Annotated in this window: 22 protein-coding genes; 15 read left to right on the top strand and 7 right to left on the bottom strand. The window is 61.6% G+C overall.

Going from position 1 to position 18,447, the window contains the following annotated elements; all coding sequences use genetic code 11:
* Positions 1-84 precede the first annotated feature (84 nt).
* The 5 genes from EXW71_RS18000 to EXW71_RS17980 all read left to right on the top strand — a co-directional run bounded on the left by EXW71_RS18000 (position 85) and on the right by EXW71_RS17980 (position 4,741).
* On the top strand, positions 85-1,455 hold the full coding sequence (locus EXW71_RS18000) for a glutamine synthetase family protein (protein WP_134657929.1): 1,371 nt from the start codon (positions 85-87) through the stop codon (positions 1,453-1,455).
* 101 nt (positions 1,456-1,556) lie between these two features.
* Entirely contained in the window at positions 1,557-2,156 is a 600-nt protein-coding gene (locus EXW71_RS17995; RefSeq protein ID WP_123715067.1) for a class I SAM-dependent methyltransferase, read from the top strand.
* A gap of 122 nt (positions 2,157-2,278) precedes the next feature.
* Entirely contained in the window at positions 2,279-3,412 is a 1,134-nt protein-coding gene (gene rnd, locus EXW71_RS17990) for a ribonuclease D (protein ID WP_123715068.1), read from the top strand.
* A complete protein-coding gene (locus tag EXW71_RS17985) occupies positions 3,409-3,702 on the top strand; it encodes a YcgL domain-containing protein (RefSeq protein ID WP_123715069.1) in 294 nt (97 codons plus the stop codon). The genes rnd and EXW71_RS17985 overlap by 4 nt, the downstream gene beginning before the upstream one ends.
* A 106-nt stretch (positions 3,703-3,808) precedes the next feature.
* Positions 3,809-4,741, top strand: coding sequence for a D-2-hydroxyacid dehydrogenase (locus EXW71_RS17980; RefSeq protein ID WP_134657928.1), 933 nt, complete (start codon positions 3,809-3,811; stop codon positions 4,739-4,741).
* Positions 4,742-4,800: 59 nt separating this feature from the next.
* On the opposite strand, the gene EXW71_RS17975 is transcribed toward EXW71_RS17980, so the two are convergent.
* Positions 4,801-5,385 carry a nitroreductase family protein gene (locus tag EXW71_RS17975; RefSeq protein WP_134657927.1) on the bottom strand — a complete coding sequence of 195 codons (585 nt, stop codon included), beginning with the start codon at positions 5,383-5,385 and terminating at the stop codon, positions 4,801-4,803.
* Positions 5,386-5,537: 152 nt separating this feature from the next.
* Here EXW71_RS17975 and EXW71_RS17970 point away from each other — a divergent pair, with 152 nt between their 5' ends.
* Positions 5,538-5,987, top strand: coding sequence for a YcgN family cysteine cluster protein (locus EXW71_RS17970; protein ID WP_003172524.1), 450 nt, complete (start codon positions 5,538-5,540; stop codon positions 5,985-5,987).
* A 13-nt stretch (positions 5,988-6,000) separates the two neighbouring features.
* Complete coding sequence (locus EXW71_RS17965) at positions 6,001-7,221, top strand: hypothetical protein (RefSeq protein WP_134657926.1); 1,221 nt, start codon at positions 6,001-6,003, stop codon at positions 7,219-7,221.
* Positions 7,222-7,299: 78 nt separating this feature from the next.
* Here EXW71_RS17965 and EXW71_RS17960 read toward each other — a convergent pair whose 3' ends face one another.
* The 3 genes from EXW71_RS17960 to EXW71_RS17950 form a co-directional block, all read right to left on the bottom strand.
* Entirely contained in the window at positions 7,300-7,650 is a 351-nt protein-coding gene (locus EXW71_RS17960; protein WP_134657925.1) for a DUF2892 domain-containing protein, read from the bottom strand.
* Between the two features lie 67 nt (positions 7,651-7,717).
* Positions 7,718-8,185: an RNA methyltransferase gene (locus EXW71_RS17955; protein WP_003189607.1), complete on the bottom strand. Its 468-nt coding sequence runs from the start codon at positions 8,183-8,185 to the stop codon at positions 7,718-7,720.
* 167 nt (positions 8,186-8,352) lie between these two features.
* A complete protein-coding gene (locus EXW71_RS17950) occupies positions 8,353-8,727 on the bottom strand; it encodes a YajD family HNH nuclease (protein ID WP_134657924.1) in 375 nt (124 codons plus the stop codon).
* 96 nt (positions 8,728-8,823) lie between these two features.
* Between EXW71_RS17950 and EXW71_RS17945 the strand changes: the two genes are divergently transcribed.
* Complete coding sequence (locus EXW71_RS17945; protein WP_134657923.1) at positions 8,824-9,744, top strand: ParB/Srx family N-terminal domain-containing protein; 921 nt, start codon at positions 8,824-8,826, stop codon at positions 9,742-9,744.
* A 41-nt stretch (positions 9,745-9,785) separates the two neighbouring features.
* On the opposite strand, the gene EXW71_RS17940 is transcribed toward EXW71_RS17945, so the two are convergent.
* Entirely contained in the window at positions 9,786-10,472 is a 687-nt protein-coding gene (locus tag EXW71_RS17940; protein ID WP_123715076.1) for a spermidine synthase, read from the bottom strand.
* Positions 10,473-10,550: 78 nt separating this feature from the next.
* Between EXW71_RS17940 and EXW71_RS17935 the strand changes: the two genes are divergently transcribed.
* Positions 10,551-10,835, top strand: a complete 285-nt coding sequence (locus EXW71_RS17935; protein ID WP_123715077.1) for a hypothetical protein — start codon at positions 10,551-10,553, stop codon at positions 10,833-10,835.
* Between the two features lie 35 nt (positions 10,836-10,870).
* On the opposite strand, the gene EXW71_RS17930 is transcribed toward EXW71_RS17935, so the two are convergent.
* Positions 10,871-12,916 (bottom strand): S9 family peptidase, encoded by a 2,046-nt coding sequence (locus EXW71_RS17930; protein WP_134657922.1) that lies wholly within the window; start codon positions 12,914-12,916, stop codon positions 10,871-10,873.
* Positions 12,917-12,937: 21 nt separating this feature from the next.
* Here EXW71_RS17930 and EXW71_RS17925 point away from each other — a divergent pair, with 21 nt between their 5' ends.
* From EXW71_RS17925 to EXW71_RS17915, 3 genes are read left to right on the top strand one after another with little or no spacing between them, the layout of a single operon-like run.
* Positions 12,938-13,468: an MFS transporter gene (locus tag EXW71_RS17925; protein WP_134657921.1), complete on the top strand. Its 531-nt coding sequence runs from the start codon at positions 12,938-12,940 to the stop codon at positions 13,466-13,468.
* A gap of 30 nt (positions 13,469-13,498) precedes the next feature.
* On the top strand, positions 13,499-14,275 hold the full coding sequence (locus EXW71_RS17920) for a class II glutamine amidotransferase (RefSeq protein ID WP_123715078.1): 777 nt from the start codon (positions 13,499-13,501) through the stop codon (positions 14,273-14,275).
* A gap of 11 nt (positions 14,276-14,286) precedes the next feature.
* Entirely contained in the window at positions 14,287-14,829 is a 543-nt protein-coding gene (locus EXW71_RS17915; RefSeq protein ID WP_123715079.1) for a DUF2937 family protein, read from the top strand.
* A gap of 67 nt (positions 14,830-14,896) precedes the next feature.
* Here EXW71_RS17915 and EXW71_RS17910 read toward each other — a convergent pair whose 3' ends face one another.
* Positions 14,897-15,817 carry a LysR family transcriptional regulator gene (locus EXW71_RS17910; protein ID WP_134657920.1) on the bottom strand — a complete coding sequence of 307 codons (921 nt, stop codon included), beginning with the start codon at positions 15,815-15,817 and terminating at the stop codon, positions 14,897-14,899.
* Positions 15,818-15,990: 173 nt separating this feature from the next.
* Between EXW71_RS17910 and EXW71_RS17905 the strand changes: the two genes are divergently transcribed.
* From EXW71_RS17905 to EXW71_RS17895, 3 genes are read left to right on the top strand one after another with little or no spacing between them, the layout of a single operon-like run.
* Complete coding sequence (locus EXW71_RS17905) at positions 15,991-16,731, top strand: 5-oxoprolinase subunit PxpA (protein WP_123715081.1); 741 nt, start codon at positions 15,991-15,993, stop codon at positions 16,729-16,731.
* Entirely contained in the window at positions 16,728-17,432 is a 705-nt protein-coding gene (gene pxpB, locus EXW71_RS17900; RefSeq protein ID WP_134657919.1) for a 5-oxoprolinase subunit PxpB, read from the top strand. The genes EXW71_RS17905 and pxpB overlap by 4 nt, the downstream gene beginning before the upstream one ends.
* Positions 17,429-18,343: a biotin-dependent carboxyltransferase family protein gene (locus tag EXW71_RS17895; RefSeq protein ID WP_134657918.1), complete on the top strand. Its 915-nt coding sequence runs from the start codon at positions 17,429-17,431 to the stop codon at positions 18,341-18,343. The genes pxpB and EXW71_RS17895 overlap by 4 nt, the downstream gene beginning before the upstream one ends.
* Positions 18,344-18,447 lie beyond the last annotated feature (104 nt).

Here is an 18,447-nt window from a genome sequence, read left to right as displayed (position 1 = left end):
TCCGCCCCATGGATGACGCGCACCTGTGCGCATCTGAACGGCGGCGCCTGTGCGCCTGCCTGATACAACCGTATGAGAATTGCCATGAGTGTTTTTGCCGGCTTGCACGAAGCCCAAGCGTTCCTTGAACACAACCCGGACATCGAGATGTTCGAACTGTTTATCCTCGACAATAACGGCGTACCGCGCGGCAAGTTGCTGCACCGCGATGAGCTGTTGGCGGTGTACGAGAGTGGTCGGCCATTGCCCAGCACGATCCTCGGCCTGACCATCAACGGTGATGATGTGGAAAACTCGGGGTTGGTGTGGGACGTCGGTGATATCGACTGCCGCGCCTATCCGCTCAGCGGTAGCTTGCAGCGGATGCCATGGCGGCTGATCCCGACGGCGGCCGTGCAGGTCAGCATGCACCCCACCGAAGGCTTGCCCGCCACTGTGGCCGACCCTCGGCATTTACTGGCCAAAGTCATCGATGGGTTGAACGCTGACGGGTATTACCCGGTGATGGCGGCGGAGCTGGAGTTCTACCTGCTCGACCAGAAGCCCGACAATAACGGCCGCCCGCAACCGGCGCGGGATGTGGACGGCAATCGCCCACGCTCTACCCAGGTGTATGGCCTGCGCGAGCTTGAGCAGATCGAGCCGTTTCTCGCCGACCTCTACAGTGCCTGCAAACTGCAAGGCATCCCGGCGCGTACGGCGATCTCCGAATACGCCCCAGGCCAGGTGGAAATCACCCTGGAGCATCGTTTTGATGCGCTGCAAGCCATGGATGAAGCGGTGCGCTATAAACGCCTGGTCAAAGGTGTGGCCCATAAACACGGCATGACCGCCTGCTTCATGGCCAAGCCGTTCGACAACCTGGCAGGCACCGGCATGCACATGCACGTCAGCCTGGCGGACGCTCAGGGGAACAACCTGTTTGCCAGCGAAGCCGCCGACGGCACACCGCTGCTGCGCCAGGCGGTGGGCGGCATGCTCAGCACCTTGCTCGACTCGCTGTTGATGTTCTGCCCCAACGCCAACTCCTACCGTCGTTTCCAGACCAACAGCTATGCGCCCCTGGCCGCCACCTGGGGGGTGGACAACCGTACCGTCAGCCTGCGCGTTCCCGGTGGCCCGGCGCACTCGCGGCATATCGAGCACCGCATCTGCGGCGCCGATGCCAACCCTTACCTGGCTGCCGCCGCGATTCTGGCCGGCATCCATCGGGGCATCCGCGAACAACGCGACCCCGGCGCGCCGGTGCAAGGCAATGGCTACGCCCAGGCCAAGGAACTATTGCCCACTGACTGGCTCACCACCCTGCGTGCGTTGGAGGCGTCAAGTTGGGCGCGAGAGGCATTCGGCAGTGAGTTCCTTGGGGTGTTCCTGGCGGTCAAGCGCGCCGAATATCGCCAGTTCATGGGGGAAGTGGGTGAGCAGGATTGGCGGTGGTACCTGAACCAGGCCTGACAGGATTTGTGGTCACGACGGTTTCGACCTTTTTTTCACGTTGCAGTGGTTAAGCTGCGGATCAAGGTCGTTCACTACCGTTTCGCCTACATGAGCCCGCGATGTCGCCACAACCACCATCCTCCATCGAGATCGAATTCACCGAACGCTGTGACCGTGAACATGCCCGGGTATGCGGTGACACCCGTCCGCCAGGGCTGTTGCAGCGCCTGGCTGCCTGGCGCACGGCTCGGCTGGTGCGCCATGCGTTGAAGGTGGCGGGCGAGCCGGGGCTGATCCTTGACCTGGCCTGTGGCTCGGGGCAGTTCTGGCCCGTGCTGGGCGAACACGTCAACCGGGTGATCCTGGCCTCGGACAACTCGCAGAACATGCTCGACCACGCGCGCACCCATCACCCGGCGGCGCTGCTCAAGCGAATCAAGACCTTTCAAGGCTCAGCGTTTTCCATTGGCCTGTCGGCGAATGCGGTGGACTGCATTTTCTGCCTGGAATTGTTTCGCCACGTCCTTGACAGTGAAGTGCGCTTGACGTTGCTGCGCGAGTTTCATCGGGTCAGCCGCGACACGGTGATCGTGTCGGTGAATGCACGCGAAACGGTGGAAGGTGAATTCCGCGAGGCCGGTTTCAAAGTCCTGAGTTACCAGGAATTCCTCCCGGGCTCCAAATTGTGGCGGGTCTACGTTCTGCGTAAGAGAGGATAAGTCCCGCTCGTCGGACTATTCTCCGTCTCTTGTCGGAGTTTTCATGATCGTGTGTGCACTGCGAATGCTCGCAAGCCCCTTTCGCGATATATACTGCGCGCCATTCTTCAAGGGAGAGCCGTGTGGCCATCGATATTCACTGGATCTGCGACAACGATAGCCTCGGCCAGCATTGCGCCGAATGGCAGCAGTTGCCATTCGTTGCCCTCGACACCGAATTCATGCGGGTCGACACTTTTTATCCCATTGCCGGGCTGATCCAGATTGGTGATGGCGTACGCGCTTACCTGATCGACCCCCTGACCATCGACAATTGGCAACCGTTGGCCGCTTTGCTGGAAAACCCGGCGGTGATCAAGGTGGTGCACGCCTGCAGCGAAGACCTCGAAGTGTTGTTGCGCCTGACCGGCAGCTTGCCGGTGCCGCTGTTCGACACCCAGTTGGCTGCGGCTTACCTGAACCTCGGCTTCTCCATGGGCTACTCGCGCCTGGTGCAAACCGTGCTCGATATCGAGTTGCCCAAGGGCGAAACCCGCTCGGACTGGCTGCAGCGGCCGTTGTCCGAGACCCAGGTGAGCTACGCCGCCGAAGACGCCGTGCACCTGGCCGAGGTGTATACCCGCTTGCGTCCGCGCTTGTCCGATGACAAGTACGCGTGGGTGCTGGAAGACGGCGCCGAACTGGTGGCGAACCTGCGCCGCGAAGTCGACCCGTACGAGGTGTACCGCGAGGCCAAGCTGGCGTGGAAACTGTCCCGCGCCCAACTGGCCGTCCTGCGTGAACTGTGCGCCTGGCGCGAGCAGCAGGCCCGTGCCCGTGACCTGCCGCGCAACCGTATCATTCGCGAACATTCGCTATGGCCCCTGGCCAAAACCCAGCCGGATAACCTCGCCGCGCTGGGCAAGATCGAAGACATGCACCCGCGCACCGTGCGTCAGGATGGCCAGTTCCTGCTGGACCTGATCAAACGTGCCGGTAGCGTGCCCATGGACCAATGGCCGCCTGCCGTCGCAGAACCCCTGCCGGTAGATGCTGCCGCGCTGATCAAAGAACTGCGTGCCTTGGGCCAGGCGTTCGCCGAACGCCTGGACATGGCGCCGGAACTGATGCTGCGCAAGAAAACCCTCGAAGCCCTGGTTAAAAGTGGCTACCCCGATGGGCCTTACCAATTGCCAGACTCGCTGCGTGGCTGGCGCCGCGAGTTGATGGGCCAGGCGCTGCTCGACAGCCTGGCCACTGCCGGAGAACAGCCTTGAAACGTATTTGCTCCATCTACCGCAGCCCGAAACGTGCCGGCATGTACCTCTATGTACTCAAAAGCGATGCCCTGGAGCGCGTGCCCGAAGGTTTGATCACCGTGTTCGGCAAGCCGGTGCACGCCTTTGATCTGGTGCTGACGCCTGAGCGCAAGCTGCAACAGGAAGACATCGTGCAAGTCCTGGAAAACCTCGACAAGCAGGGCTACCACCTGCAAATGCCGCCGGCCGAGGACGAGTACATCGAACACTTGCCCGAAGAGCTGCTGCGCCGCAACGACCCGATCTGATCGGTAGTGCCCTGTTCAGGGCACCTGCTTCCATGGACTCGTATTAGTTGGCGGTGGCCGTAAGGATGCGGGCGGCCGTCTGCACTGTTTTTGAAAGGTTTGAACCATGCGTGTTCTGATTGCTGAACAGGATCACCCGCTCTATGCCCAACTGCTGCGTGACGCGGCTCCGGACCTTGAGGTATTGACCAGCGGTGATTCCGCCGAACTGTCGCGCCTGGCCGCCGATTGCCCGGTGTGGCTGGGCCAGCCGGACCTGCTGGCGACCCTGTTGCGTCAGGGCTACCAGCCGCAATGGCTGCAATCGACCTGGGCGGGTATCACACCGCTGCTGGCCGAAGGCTTGCCCCGCAACTATCGCCTGACCCGTGCGGTCGGCATCTTTGGCCAGGTCATGGCCGAGTTTGTGCTCACCTACATGCTGGGCCACGAGCGCGAAGTGCTGGCGCGGCTGGTCAGCCAGGTCGAGCGCAAATGGGACAACCGCATGGGCCAGAGCCTGGCGGGGCGCAAGGTGCTGGTGGTCGGTACCGGCGATATCGGCCAGAGCGTGGCTGACTTCCTGGTGCCGTTCGGCGTCGAGCTTTACGGTATCGCCAGCACCGCACGTGAGCAGGCGCCGTTTAAAGAAGTGGCCGCGCTCGATCAATTGGGTCGGTTGGTGGGGGAGGTCGACTACGTGGTCAACCTGCTGCCCAATACGCCCAACACCCATGACCTGTACGACGCAGCGCTGTTCAAGCAATTCAAGCCGACCGCCTTGTTCATCAATGTCGGGCGCGGCGTGGCGGTGGTGGATGCCGATCTGGTCGACGCCTTGAAAGAAGGGCACTTGGCCGGTGCGGTGATCGACGTGTGCCGCCAGGAGCCGTTGCCGCAACGTCACCCGTTCTGGACCGCCTGGGGCTTGTTGCTGACCGGACACAGTTCGGCGCCGACGTCGCCTTCGATGATGGTGGGGTTGTTCGTGCAGAACCTGCGGGCGTATCAGGCCAAGGAAGCGTTGCGCGGGGAAGTGGATTTCGAGCGCGGTTACTGACCGTACCCGGAGCGAATTGTGGGAGCAGGCTTGCTCCCACAGAGGGTATTGCGTGAGCGTCAGAGGCTGAAGTCACCTTCGGACACCAGCTCGCTCAACGGCCGGCGCGGGCTCGGCGCTTCGCGGCCTTGCAGGTACTCGGGCAAGGTCGATTTGTCACCCAGCTTGCCCACGGCCACCGCTGCGTGCAACGCATAACCTTCCGGAATCTTCAGCTCCTTGCGCGTCAGCTCCTGATCGAAGCCGGCCATGCCGTGGGTGTGCCAGCCGGCGAGGCTGGCTTGCAGTGCCAGGTGGCCCCAGGCAGAACCGGTGTCAAAGGTGTGCCACAGCGCAGGCGTTTCTTCGCTGGCGCCAGGGGCGATAAAGTCGGTTTTCGAAGCAATGATCACCAAAGCCGATGCGTGCTGCGCCCAACCCCGGTTGAATTCATTGAGCAGGCCCAGGAAGCGTTCCCAGTTTGGCGTGTCGCGACGTGCATACAGGAAGCGCCATGGCTGCGAGTTGTAGGCCGACGGTGCCCAGCGCGCGGCTTCGAAAAAGCTCAGCAGGGTCTCCTGCGGGATGCTTTCGCCGGTGAAGGCGCGGGGCGACCAGCGGTCGGTGAATTGGGGATGAATCGGATAATCGGCAACACGTGTCATGAGCAATTCCTGATCGTCAATTCGGTGCTCAAAGCTACTGCGGGTCCGCCGCACTGACAAGTCTTGTCACACCGCCAGTCGTAAGCGCTTGGCCCCAGGGGCCTTGGGCACTAGACTGACGGCCTTTCACCTGACGATGTTGATGTAGAGCCATGGCCGCCAAAGTCGAACCTTTCTGGATACGCAAAACCCTTGAACACCTCGATCAGGAGGAGTGGGAGTCGTTGTGCGATGGCTGTGGCCTGTGCTGTCTGCAGAAGCTCGAGGATGAAGATGACAACAGCGTTTATTACACGCGTATCGCCTGCAAGCTCCTCGACCTGAAAACCTGCCAGTGCACCGACTACCCCAACCGTCGCGCCTCGGTGCCTGATTGCATCCAGCTCACCCCGGGCCAGGCTGATCAGTTCAAATGGCTGCCGCCGACCTGCGGCTACCGCCTGGTCAGCGAACGCAAAGACCTGCCGCTGTGGCACCACCTGGTCTGCGGTGACCGCGATGCGGTGCATCACGAACGCATTTCCCAGTCCGGACGCATGCTCAGCGAAGGCAGCGTGCCCGAAGACGACTGGGAGGATTACCTGATCTTCCGTGCCGGCTAACCAAGGGGTCTCTATGCGGGTGGGAACCAAGCTGACGGCAAGCCTGGTATTGCTGGCGCTGAGCATGCCTGCGTGGTGTGCGAAGAAAGTCGACCTGGACTATCACGTCAAGTTATTGCCCCAGAGCGATCAAGCCGAAGTGCGCGTGAGCCTGTCGCAAGGCTCGGCAGTGCGCAGCCTCAACTTCGACCTGGGGCGCGCCGGCGACTACAGCGACTTCAAGGCCGACGGTCAATGGAAAGTCAGCGGCAGCCGCGGTGTGTGGCAGCCCGGTGCCGACAAAGCCAGCCTGACCTACCGCGTACGCCTCACCCATGCGCGTAAACCTGGTCTCTATGAAGCCCGCATGACGCCCGATTGGGCGCTGTTTCGTGGTGAAGACCTGGTGCCGGCTGCCCGGTTGGACCAACAGGACGGCATCGAGTTGGTCTCGCGCCTGGTGTTCGAACTGCCGGCCGGTTGGAAAAGCATCGAAACCGCCTGGCCGCGCATCGGCAAAAACAAATTCCGCGTCGACAACCTCTCGCGCCTGTTCGACCGCCCCACCGGCTGGATGCTCGCCGGTACCCTCGGCAGCCGTCGCATGCGCTTTGGCGAAACCGAAGTCACCGTGGCCGCTCCGAAGGGGCAGGGCATGCGTCGTATGGATGTGCTGACGCTGCTGACGTTTGTCTGGCCGCAAGTTGAAGCGGCCTTCCCGCGCCATCCGGCGAAACTGTTGATCGTGGGTGCCAGCGACCCGATGCGCCGTGGCGTGGTGGCCTCACGCGATTCGATCTACCTCAACAGTCGCACGCCGCTGGTCAGCGAAAACGGCAGCAGCCCGCTGATCCGCGAAGTGGTGCAGGCCATCGGCCGCTTCAATGATCACGACAGCAGCGATTGGATCCGCGAGGGGCTGGGAGAGTATTACGCCATCGAGTTGCTACGGCGTGCCGGCGGCATCACCGATGAACGCTACGCGGCCATACAGGCGCGGCTGGGCAAGGAAGGCAAGGACGTCACCACTCTGCGCGGCGAGCACATCAGCGCCGGCGCGGTGGCCAGGGCAGTGGTGGTATTGCAGGACCTGGATCGCGAAATCCGCGTGAAAACCCACAACAAGCGTTCACTCGATGATCTCGCGCAGGGGGTCATGCGGTCCAACAGCATCACCACCGCGGAGTTTGTACAACTGGCTGAGAGCGTTATCGGCGAATCGTCGGTGGTGCTCGATACCAAGCTGTTGCGTTGATCCCAGCCATGCACCTATCAAAAGTGTGGGAGGCGGCTGGCTCCCACATCTAGATCTCCAACAGCCTGGAGGCTGGAATCAACCTGCAGTTTTGGTGGCTTTTTCTGCGGCTACTTCCGCCCTGGTCTTCAGGTTCTTCAACTCTTGGCCGGCACGTTCGATCTTCGTGCGCACGCTGTTCATTTCCTGGCGGCCCTGCTCCAGCTTGTCCTTGAGCGAGCTGTGCCCGGTAAAGCCCCGTGCCAGCGCCACGCCGCCGATTGCCACCTGGATCAAGCCGAAAATCCCGCCACGGCGCAGGCCTTTGCCGACCATCATCACACCGCCGGCTACCGAGCCGATACGTTCCCAGCCGTGCACGTTCTGGGTGGGCGGAGTTTCGAAGGGGGTGTGTTCGATGATAGGTCGCAGGTTTGTGCTGTCGCTCATGGTCTGTCTCCAACAAGGGCAAGTGTAAATAGCTGACTGTTTGCAGGCGCTGGATGTTCCCGAAAAATCAGTACTTGGGGCCCGAACGGGTGTTGTTGCCCTTGGCCAGGCGGTCGTAGAGCACCACGTTGACCGTGGCGGCGAGGTTCATGCAACCGGTGGTCGGGATGTACACCACGTCTTCACACCAGTCGCGGATCTCTTTGTCGAGGGAACCGTCTTCGGGACCGAAGATGTACAGCGCGCGGTCGGGGTGGGTGTATTCGGGCAGCGGGCGGGCGCCTTCCACCAATTCCACGGCGACCGGGATGCAGCCCAGGGGCAGGATTTTCTTCAGGTCATCAATGCCGATCAGTGGAATGTCGTGGTGGACCTTCTTGGTATCGGTGATGAAATCCCGGGCGCGCTCGTAACGCACGCCGGTGTAAAACACCGAGGCCACGCCGTAGCAGCCGGCGGCACGCATCACCGAGCCGACGTTTTCGGGGGATTTGGGGTTATACAGACCGATGCAGCTGTAGCGTTTATTGCCCACTGGGAGTGCCTTAAAAGGGCAGCATTATAGCGGCAAGCTTCAAGCTGCAAGTTAAAAGCGCACGGCTTTTTCTTGCAGCCCGCAGATTTAGGCTTTCGGCTGTTCAAACGGCAAGTTAAAAGCGCACTGGCTTTTTCTTGCAGCTTGCCGCTTGCAGCTTGAGGCTTTCAACCGTCCTTCTTCATCAACCCTGCCAACGCCGCAAACGGGTTATGCGTGGCCTTGGCGATGGTCGGGCTGCTGGTGGAGCCTTCGCCGAAATATTGTTGGTCGGTGTAGCGCGAGTGTTCGTTATCGTGGCAGTACAGGCACAGCAACTCCCAGTTGGAGCCGTCCTGGGGGTTGTCATCATGGTTGTGGTTACGGTGGTGTACTGTCAGTTCGCTCAAGCGTTTCCCGGAAAACTCACGGGCACAGCGGCCGCACACGTGGGGGTACATCTTCAAGGCTTTGTCGCGGTAGCCCATTTCCCGGTCGCGCTGGGCATCGGCGAGGATGCGATCCAGCTTGGCGGTGTGGGAGGGCGGGTTGGTCGAGCTCATCATGGCTCCTGGCTATTTGGGTTCACGGACAAGGTTGATTCTAGCCGCTCGCGCTGTAAATGACTGCTTCACTTTACATACAAGGATCTGAAACTTATGCGTCTGCATTCATGGATTATTGCGCTGTTGCTGTGTGTCTTCACTGCCCAGGCCCAGGCGTTCTCCACGCCCAGACCCGGGCAGGTGATCGAGGTGGCCCTTGAACAACTGCATCCGACCCAGGCCGTGGTGGGGTTTGACCAGATTTACTACAGCCTTGGCCTGTTCGCCGACAAGCCGGCCAAGGTCTTCGATGAATATTGCGAGACCAACGGCCAGGGTGCCGCTGATAACGTGCCGAAGAAGGCGGACCTGCACCAACCGACCAGCTTCACCTGCAAAGACCCGGTGGGCACCCATCCCGAGGACATGAAAACCGTGGTAGTCGGCCCTGCCGGTCAGTTGTACCTCACCGACGGTCATCACAGCTTCACCACCTTGTGGGAAGTACCCGGCGGCGGTCCCAAGCTGAAAATGTGGGTCAAGGTCACCGATGACTTCAGCAACAGTACGGACATGGCCGCCTTCTGGCAGCGTATGCAGGCGGCGCGTAAGGTCTGGCTCAAGGACAACCAGGGCCAGACCTTGCCGCCCGGGCAATTGCCGGCGCACCTGGGCTTCAAGAACCTGCAGGACGACACTTTCCGCAGCCTGGTGTATTTCACCCGCAAGGCCGCCTACGGCAAGCCGGACGATGGTGCCATCGCGCCGGAATTCCTCGAGTTCTACTGGGGCAACTGGCTGCGCACCCAGATCGACCTGGGTGCTTACAACCTGAACAAGAAGGGTGGCTACAAGGATGCGATCGAAGCGGTAGCCAAGCGCATGGTCAGCCTGGCGCCGGGCTCACAGGTCGGTGACAGCGGTTTTACTGCCCATCAACTGGGCGGCATGACCAAGCTGGATCGCGATGAGCTGGAAAAGACGGTCGACAAGAAAGTGCCGTACGTGATCGATTACCGCAAATCTCTGAATTAAGGTCGATCAAACAGGTGAGAGACGGTAACTGGCAGACCGTCTCAACCTTTGATTTTTTCCGCAATCCAGATGGTATGCCGGGTGCCCTTGTTGCCGTGGGCAAATACTTGCACTTCTTCGGCCTTGAACCCGGCCTTGCGCAGCTTGTCGCTGAACAGCTTGTCGGCGCTGGCCGACCATACGGCCAGCACGCCTTTGGGGCGCAGGGCCTTGGCGCAGGCGGCGAGCCCACCGGCGGAATACAACCAGCTATTGGCTTTTTGCGTAAGGCCCTCGGGACCGTTGTCCACATCGAGCATGATCGCGTCAAAGCCCTGGGGCTCGGCTTGCAGCACCTTGGCCACGTCCTCCATGCGGATCACCGTGCGTGGGTCCAGCAACGGCCGCCCGGATTTCTCCCCGAGCGGGCCGCGGTTCCACTCCACCACACCTGGCACCAGCTCCGCGACGACCACTTCGGCCGTCTTGCCCAGATGCTTGAGGGCCGAGGCCAGGGTGAAGCCCATGCCCAGGCCGCCGATCAACACCCGTGAACCCGGCCGGCCGGCGACCTTGCGGCAGGGAATTTCCGCCAGCGCATCCTCGGAACCGTGCATGCGCGTGTTCATCAACTGGCCGCCATCCCCTCCCTGAATCTTGATGACAAAATCTTCACCGTATTCGAACAGGCACAAGGCACCGCCGTTGTCGGGGATCGGGGTGGTGTCCAGCAGAACGAAACGTTTCATGGAAATCTCATTGGGAAGGGCATTCTTGCGCGGTTGGGAGTAGCCTTACGGTATTCCAGTCAGGCCATGGAGCCATCGATGAAGTGCAACATTCTAACGGTCATTGTGCTTGGCGCGCTCGCATTGGGTACGGCGCAGGCGCAAGAAGTGCAAACCGTGCCGATCGCACCCGCGCCAACCCCGGGTGCCCCCGGCACACCGACACCCACGTTGTACCCGCAAGTCAGCCCGCCCGCGCCCCCCAAGGCTACCGTCAACGGCTCGCCCGCGCTGGAACCGATTGTGTTGCCCACGCCGCCGAAAGATCAGACGGTGCCCGGCCTGCAACAAAACGACAGCAAGCCGAAGACGCCCGGCGGTTAATGACGGTTGCGGCCGTTATTGCCCGCCGCACCCAGTCAGTAAGATAACCCCAGTGCCTTGAACACAAACCCGTACTCAAGCGCCACATCACGTAGTCCCTGGTAACGGCCACTCATGCCGCCATGGCCGGCGCCCAGTTCGGTCTTGAGCAGCAACAGGTTGTCGTCCGTCTTGGTGTCACGCAGCTTGGCTACCCACTTGGCTGCTTCCCAATACTGCACGCGGCTGTCGTTGTAACCGGCGATCACCAGGATGGCCGGGTAGGCTTGGGCGCTGACGTTTTCGTAAGGTGCGTAAGCCTTGATGCGTGCGTAGACCTCCGGCTCTTCAGGGTTGCCCCATTCGTCGTACTCGGTGATGGTCAACGGCAGCTCCGGGTCGAGCATGGTGTTGAGCACGTCGACGAAGGGCACCTCGGCAATCGCCGCCTGGAACAGCTCCGGCCGCTGGTTGAGTACGGCGCCGATCAACAGGCCTCCGGCACTGCCGCCGCTGATCGCCAGTTGCCTGGATGTGGTCAGGCCTTGGGCGATCAGGTGTTCGGCGCAGGCGATAAAGTCGCTGAAGGTGTTCTGCTTGTGCTCCTGTTTGCCGTTGCGATACCAGGCCTCACCCAGTTCACCACCGCCGCGCACATGGGCGATGGCAAACGCGACGCCACGGTCGAGCAGGCTCAGGCGCGCATGGGAAAACCACGGGTCCAGGCTCGAGCCGTAGGCACCGTAGCCGTAGAGGTACAGCGGTGTGGTTTTGCCGAGCTGGTCACGCTTGACCACCAGGCTGATCGGCACCTGGGTGCCGTCGACGGAAGTGGCCCACAGGCGCTGGCTGACGTAGTCGTCGGCGTTGAACGCGCCGAGTACTGGGGTTTCCTTGAGCACCGCCTGCGCGCCTGTCGCCAGTTCAAGCTGACGCACCTGGGCCGGGCGGTTCAGGGCTTCGTAGCGCAGGCGGATTTTGTCGCTCGAGAATTCCAGGCTGTTCTGTACGTAGAGGCTATAGGCGGCGTCGGGCAATTCCACGCGGTATGTCGGCATGTCCTGGGGGTGCACTTCGATCACCGGCAGGCCGCCGATACGCAGGCTAAGGGTCATGGCGCTGGCGTTCAGGCTCACACCGTCGAGCATGACCTCATCGCTGTGAGGGATCAGGTTGTGCCAGTCAGCCTCGCCGGGCACGCTGCCGGTGTCGGCGGCGACGAACAGCGCGTAGTTGATGCCGTCGCGGTTGCTGCGGATAAACCAGGTCCACTCGCCGTTACGCTTGCCGTGGTCCACATCGTATTCATGGTCCTCGACACGGGGCGCCAGGCAGGTGAAGTCCAGGTGTGGCTGGTCGGCGTCCAACGCCCAGGTCTCGCTGGTGGTCTTGCTGCCCAGGGCCAGCAGTAACTGGCGCTCGGAGCTGGAGCGGTAGCAATGCAGGAAGAAACGTCCGTCGGGCTCGTGGAACACTTCCTGCGCCGCTGTGCCATCCAGGCGGTAGCGATACAGCTTGTGCGGACGATGGGTATCGTCCAGCTCGCCGAAAAACAGGGTCAGGCTGTCATTCGCCCAGGTCATGCTGCCGTCGCAGTTTTCGAACTCCAGTTCGCTGACCTTGCCGGTGGCCAATTCCTTCACGTACAGGGTGTAAACCTCTTCACCGCTGGTATCGAGGCTGTAGGCCAGGCGCTGATGGTCGGGGCTGATACTGAAGGCACCGAGGGAGAAAAAGCCGCCATTGGCCAACACGTTAGGATCGAGCAGCAGTTCTTCGCTGCGCTCGTCCACCTGGTGACCTTCATCCTCCGGGCGGCGGCAGCGGTAGTGGCGGGCGTATTCGTCGCCTGCGGTGGTGCGTGTGTAATACAGGTACGGCCCCCAGGGCGAGGGCAGGGACAGGTCGGTTTCCAGGATGCGGCCCTTGATCTCTTCGAACAGGGTTTCGCGCAGGGCTTTCTGGTCGGCGAGCTGGGCTTCCTGCCAGGCGTTTTCAGCCTTGAGGTAATCGAGCACGTCGTGGTTGTCACGCGCTTGCAGCCAGGCGTACGGATCTGGGCCTTCGCCCTTGCGGGCAATCGGGGCGGTCGATATAGGCATGGAATACTCTCTGTCTGGCGGATGGTGGCAGGCATTGCAGCCGAGACACGCAAAAGCCGTTATCATAGCCGCCTGTTTGCCTACCTTGCCATGGACACCATGACCGAGAACGACTATCTGACCGCTTGGGGCCTTTACGCCTTCGCCGCTTTGGGCTGCCTGTTGGTATGGTGGCGCCTGACCCGCTGGATCTGGCGTTGGCTGCGCGAGCCGCTGCAATTGCTGATGGCCGTGGTGCTGTTCAGCCCGACCATCGTCGACCCGGTCAAGACCCAGTTCGCGCCGGCGGTGGCCATCACCGCCATGGACCTGGTGCTCAAGGTCGGCAATAACGCCTGGCGGGCCATTTCCGATCTGTTCATGTACACGATGATCGCGTTTGCCGTGTATCTCGTGTTCGTGTTGATCCGCTGGCCCATCGAGCGTGCCGCCAATGCCCGTCGCGAGCGCAAGGCGGCTGTCGATGCCGCTTTGGCCGCCGAGCAGGACGATGAGGAACCCTTCCGTCGCCCGGCACCGGTCAGTGGTGCACGGGTCGAGCCGCGCCTTTAACGTTGTCTGCCCCGCAGCGAGAGCCCTGGCATGTGTGAATTAATGGGCATGAGTGCCAACGTCCCCACCGATATCGTATTCAGCTTTACCGGGCTGATGCAGCGGGGCGGGCGTACCGGCCCCCACCGCGATGGCTGGGGCATTGCTTTCTATGAAGGTCGTGGCCTGCGCCTGTTCCAGGACCCGGCTGCCAGCAGTGAGTCGGAAGTCGCCTTGCTGGTGCAGCGTTATCCCATCAAAAGTGAAGTGGTGATTGGCCATATACGCCAGGCCAATGTGGGCAAGGTGTGCCTGTCCAACACCCACCCGTTCGTGCGTGAACTGTGGGGGCGCAACTGGTGTTTTGCGCATAACGGCCAACTGGCGGACTTCAACCCCCGCGCCACGTTCTACCGCCCAGTGGGCGATACCGACAGCGAAGCGGCGTTCTGCGACCTGCTCAACCGTGTGCGCGAGGCCTTCCCGGAGCCGGTGGACATCGAGCAGGTCTTGCCGGACCTGATCGCCGCTTGCGCGGAGTACCGCAGCAAAGGCGTGTTCAACTGCCTGCTCAGTGATGGCGACTGGCTATTCTGCTACTGCTCGACCAAATTGGCGCAGATCACCCGCCGCGCCCCCTTTGGTCCGGCGCGCTTGAAAGATGTCGACGTGATCGTCGATTTTCAGGCCGAAACCACGCCTGACGACGTGGTAACGGTCATTGCTACCGAGCCTTTGACCGACAACGAAAACTGGACCCGCTACGAACCGGGCCAATGGAGCCTGTGGCGACGCGGTGAATGCGTTAGCCAGGGCGTTACCGAGTAAGGATATCGACCATGTTGCTCAGTTATCTGCGGTTGGTGCTGTTTGCCATTGGCCTGTTGGTCGGTGTGCAAGTGCCGGGTTTTATCAACGACTACGCCAAGCGCGTCGAAGCCCATCTGATTGAAGCCCAGACCGGCCTGCGTGGCTTTGATGCCACCGCGCAGCAGTTCTTCAACGGCGATTTGCAGGCATTGGTGGCGCATTACCGCGCCAGTGACGACCCGGTGTTCCGCAGCGACGCCAACAGCCTGGGCACCTTGCTCGACCGCCAGGTGGCGTTGGACAAGCAATTCCAGGCCATGCAAGGCCCCTGGTATATCCGTGCCCTGCAGGTGGCGGTGGCCGCCGACCCGGACATTCGTCTGGAAACCTGGAACGGCTACAGCTACCAGATCCTGCTGACCCCCGAAGCCATGGGGTGGGGACTGGGTGGGGCGATGTTGTTGTCGTTCGGGCTGGAATGCCTGTTTCGTCTGATCGACTGGATCGTGTTGGGCGGCAAGCGCATGCGCCAGAGCCGGCCGATTGAAGAGCGGGACCTCAAGGGCCTCTAAGCGTCATCGCACATCCAGAGGAGGGAGGGGGTTGCCTCTTCCCACCTGGTTAACCCGGTTTTTTCAGTCAAGTGGGTGTGCTCAGCAGCATCCGCGCCTCGCCGACTTGCGCGGCATAGCGGGCGACGACCTTGCGGCACAACCCCACAATCTCCTCCACCAATTCCACTCCCACGCGCCACGACACCACGACCTGCAGGTTCGGCAGTTTTTGCGCCATGGGCAACATCACCAATTCCCCCCGCGCCAGTTCCTCGCTGACCAGCACCGGCGGTAGCGCACCAATCCCGAAACCATCGCGCAGCAAACGCGTAATCGCCGACACCGAATTCACGCAGTTCATCCGTGGCGCGGCCACACCGTTGGCCTGCATCAGGCTCAGCACGTCCTGATGTGGGTGGGAGTTTTTCGAATAAGTGATGATGCGTTCCTGAGCCAGTTCGGCGAGGGAGGCATAGTCGCGGTGGTAGATCGAGTGACTGGCGACAATCCAGGCCATGGGGTGGCTGGCCAGTTCCAGGCTGCGCACGGTTTCCAGGCGCAGCAGGTCGGTTTGCAGGATCAGGTCGAGGAAGCCTTTTTGCAGCTGATCGCTGAGGTTCAATGCGGTATCGGCGATCAACTCGATTTCCACCAAGGGGAAATGATCCATCAGTTCGGCCACCAGCGGGCTCAGCCACGTGTGGATGACGGTGTCCATTACGCCGATCCGAATGCGCCCGACCTTGCTGCTGGTGGTTTCCAGGGACTGCTTCAAGCCCTGCATGGTCACCATCATCTGCTCGGCGTAATCGAGCACCTTCAAGCCTTCCGGGGTCAGGCTTACGCCCCGTGAGTCGCGCAGAAGCAGCTTCACGCCCAACTCGCTTTCCAACACGGCGATGCGGCTGGAAATCGAGGCCTGGGTAGTGAACAGCTTTTCGGCGGTCAGTCGAAAGCTCTTGAGCTTGGCCACCCAGACGAAGGTTTCGAGGAACTTCAAATTCATGGGATCAACTTTTCTTATGCATGGATCGGTTTTTATTAGTTGGACGTCGCACCGGGCAAACGCCAAAAATCGAGTCATTCCACGATAAGCGTCGTTGGGGTATGAGGACAAGTTGCGAGTTCCGGGTAAAAAATCCCACACTACAAAAAACAACGCCTACAGGAGCGCCCACCGTGAGCCGTCTGTTATTGAATTGTGATATCGGCGAGAGCTTCGGCAACTGGACCATGGGTCTGGATGCCGAGGTCATGCCGTTCATCGATTGCGCCAATGTGGCTTGCGGTTTCCATGCCGGCGACCCAAGCATCATGCGCAAGACCGTCAGCCTGGCTTTCAAGCACGGCGTGCAAGTGGGTGCACACCCGGCCTACCAGGACCTGCAAGGCTTCGGCCGTCGTTCCATGGCCTACACCCCCCAGGAAATCCAGGACCTGCTGCATTACCAGATCGGCGCTCTCGACGGTATTTGTCGCGCTCAAGGCGGACGGGTCAGCTACGTCAAACCCCATGGCGCGATGTACAACGACATGATGGCCAACCCCACGCAATTGCGTGCGGTGATCCAGGCCGTGGCGGCCTATGGCGATTTGCCGCTAATGCTCCTGGCCACCCGTGACAACAGCGCGGCCAAGGCCCTGGGTGATGAATACGGTGTGATCCTGTGGTTTGAAGCGTTCGCCGACCGTGCCTACGACGCCCAGGGCCACTTGGTTTCCCGTCAGTTGCCGGGGGCCGTGCATCACGATTCCGACACGATCCTACAGCAAGCCCTGACCATTTCCCGTGGCGAAGCCCTGACTGCCAGCGACGGCAGCGCGTTGATGTTGCAGGCCAATACCCTGTGCGTGCACGGCGACAACGCCAGTTCGATCGCCGCGGTGCAACGCATTCGCGAGGCGTTGAAGTCAGCATGAGACCACGCATTGAAGTGGTAGCCATTGACTGCCTGATGGTGCGTCTGTTTGAAGTGATTGCCGAAGCCAATATGCCTTGGATGCTCGCCGCCACTCAGCGCTTGCGCGAAGGTTTCGGCGCGGCGCTGGTGGATCTGGTGCCGTCCTACACCACGTTGATGGTGCATTACGATCTCACGGCGTTGAGCCCGGCCCAGGCACGGCAACTGATCGAGCAGGCACTGACTGACCTGCAACCTCAGGTTCAGGGCAGCGGGCAGTCCCATGTGTTGCCGGTGTGGTATGACCTGAGTGTCGGCCCTGAGCTGACCTTGCTCAGCCAGCGTAGCGGCCTGTCTATAGACGACGTGATCGGCCGTCACACCGCCCATGAATACCAGGTGTTCGCCCTCGGCTTTGCCCCGGGTTTTGCCTTTATGGGGCTGGTGGATGAAAGACTCGCCGCACCGCGCCTCAACACGCCGCGCAAACGCGTGGCGGCCGGCAGCGTTGGCATCGCCGAACGGCAGACTGCCGCCTACCCGGTGGTGTCGCCGGGTGGCTGGAACCTGATCGGCCGCACCCCGGCTAAACTCTTTGACCGCGAACGAGACGGCTACAGCCTGATGCAGCCCGGCGACACGGTGCGCTTCGAGGCGGTTGGCCATGCTGAATTCATCAACCTGGGTGGCGATGACACGCCGTTGGAGGCGCAGGCATGAGCCGCTTGTTGATCGAGGCCAGCACGCCGTTGTGCCTGTTGCAGGACGCCGGCCGCTTTGGCGTGCGCCACCTGGGCGTGACCCAGGGCGGAGCGTTGGACTGGGTGTCGATGTCCTGGGCCAATTGGCTGCTGGGCAATGCGCTGGATGCACCGGTGGTGGAAATCACCTTGGGCGGTTTTACCGTGCAGGCCGAGGATTATTGCCTGCTGGCCCTGGCCGGTGCGGATCTGGGCGCCTATGTCGACGAGCGCACGATCAGCCCCGGCCGCAGTTTCATCCTGCAAAAGGGCCAGCGCTTGCGTTTCACCCAACCTTTCAGCGGGGCGCGCGCCTATCTGGCGGCGCCGGGCGGGTTTGACGCGCCGGATGTACTCGGTAGTTGTGCCACGGTCGCGCGTGAAGAATTGGGCGGGGTGGATGGTTTCGGTAAGGCATTGGCCGAAGGCGGTCGCCTGGCGTATTCCGGTGTGGGCGGTGCGATGAAGGTGCTGAGCGATCCGACCCTGCCGGCCAAGGCGGCATTGGAGGTGATCGTGGGCGCGCAGATCGGCCGGTTCAGCGGCCAAAGCCTGTTCGATGCCTTCAACACCGAATGGGCGCTCGACAGCCGCGCCGATCGCATGGGCATGCGCTTGCTGGGCACGCCGTTGCACTACCAGGGGCCTTCGCTCATTTCAGAAGGCATTCCGCTGGGGGCGATCCAGGTGCCGCCGGATGGGCAGCCGATTGTGTTGCTCAATGATCGCCAGACCATTGGCGGCTATCCGCGCCTGGGGGCACTGACGCCGTTGTCGCTGGCGCGGCTGGCGCAGTGCCTGCCGGGGGAGAAGGTCAGGTTGGCGCCGGTAGTGCAGGAGACGGCGCATCGGCAGCACATCGAGTATTTGCAGCGGTTCAACCGACCTTGAACCGCCCTGACCCCCTGTAGGAGCGAGTTTGCTCGCGAAGAACGTCAACGATAACGCAGCGTATCCGGTTTAACGCGGCGCTCTCAGGTTCTTCGCGAGCAAGC

Source organism: Pseudomonas sp. BCA17, from assembly GCF_004519405.1.
GTDB lineage: Bacteria > Pseudomonadota > Gammaproteobacteria > Pseudomonadales > Pseudomonadaceae > Aquipseudomonas.
The sequence above is the reverse complement of the archived record's forward strand: the minus strand, read 5'-3'. Positions and strand labels throughout refer to the sequence as shown.

Bases quoted from the DNA above. Each gene is read 5' to 3' on its own strand.
- EXW71_RS17945 (WP_134657923.1), top strand. From the start codon at position 8,824: ATGCGTCTGCATTCATGGATTATTGCGCTGTTGCTGTGTGTCTTCACT.
- EXW71_RS17915 (WP_123715079.1), top strand. From the start codon at position 14,287: ATGTTGCTCAGTTATCTGCGGTTGGTGCTGTTTGCCATTGGCCTGTTG.
- EXW71_RS17970 (WP_003172524.1), top strand. From the start codon at position 5,538: ATGGCCGCCAAAGTCGAACCTTTCTGGATACGCAAAACCCTTGAACAC.
- pxpB (WP_134657919.1), top strand. From the start codon at position 16,728: ATGAGACCACGCATTGAAGTGGTAGCCATTGACTGCCTGATGGTGCGT.
- EXW71_RS17940 (WP_123715076.1), bottom strand. From the start codon at position 10,472: ATGAAACGTTTCGTTCTGCTGGACACCACCCCGATCCCCGACAACGGC.
- EXW71_RS17920 (WP_123715078.1), top strand. From the start codon at position 13,499: ATGTGTGAATTAATGGGCATGAGTGCCAACGTCCCCACCGATATCGTA.
- EXW71_RS17895 (WP_134657918.1), top strand. From the start codon at position 17,429: ATGAGCCGCTTGTTGATCGAGGCCAGCACGCCGTTGTGCCTGTTGCAG.
- EXW71_RS17950 (WP_134657924.1), bottom strand. From the start codon at position 8,727: ATGAGCTCGACCAACCCGCCCTCCCACACCGCCAAGCTGGATCGCATC.
- EXW71_RS17960 (WP_134657925.1), bottom strand. From the start codon at position 7,650: ATGAGCGACAGCACAAACCTGCGACCTATCATCGAACACACCCCCTTC.
- EXW71_RS18000 (WP_134657929.1), top strand. From the start codon at position 85: ATGAGTGTTTTTGCCGGCTTGCACGAAGCCCAAGCGTTCCTTGAACAC.
- EXW71_RS17975 (WP_134657927.1), bottom strand. From the start codon at position 5,385: ATGACACGTGTTGCCGATTATCCGATTCATCCCCAATTCACCGACCGC.
- EXW71_RS17910 (WP_134657920.1), bottom strand. From the start codon at position 15,817: ATGAATTTGAAGTTCCTCGAAACCTTCGTCTGGGTGGCCAAGCTCAAG.
- EXW71_RS17980 (WP_134657928.1), top strand. From the start codon at position 3,809: ATGCGTGTTCTGATTGCTGAACAGGATCACCCGCTCTATGCCCAACTG.
- EXW71_RS17930 (WP_134657922.1), bottom strand. From the start codon at position 12,916: ATGCCTATATCGACCGCCCCGATTGCCCGCAAGGGCGAAGGCCCAGAT.
- EXW71_RS17965 (WP_134657926.1), top strand. From the start codon at position 6,001: ATGCGGGTGGGAACCAAGCTGACGGCAAGCCTGGTATTGCTGGCGCTG.
- EXW71_RS17995 (WP_123715067.1), top strand. From the start codon at position 1,557: ATGTCGCCACAACCACCATCCTCCATCGAGATCGAATTCACCGAACGC.
- EXW71_RS17925 (WP_134657921.1), top strand. From the start codon at position 12,938: ATGGTGGCAGGCATTGCAGCCGAGACACGCAAAAGCCGTTATCATAGC.
- EXW71_RS17935 (WP_123715077.1), top strand. From the start codon at position 10,551: ATGAAGTGCAACATTCTAACGGTCATTGTGCTTGGCGCGCTCGCATTG.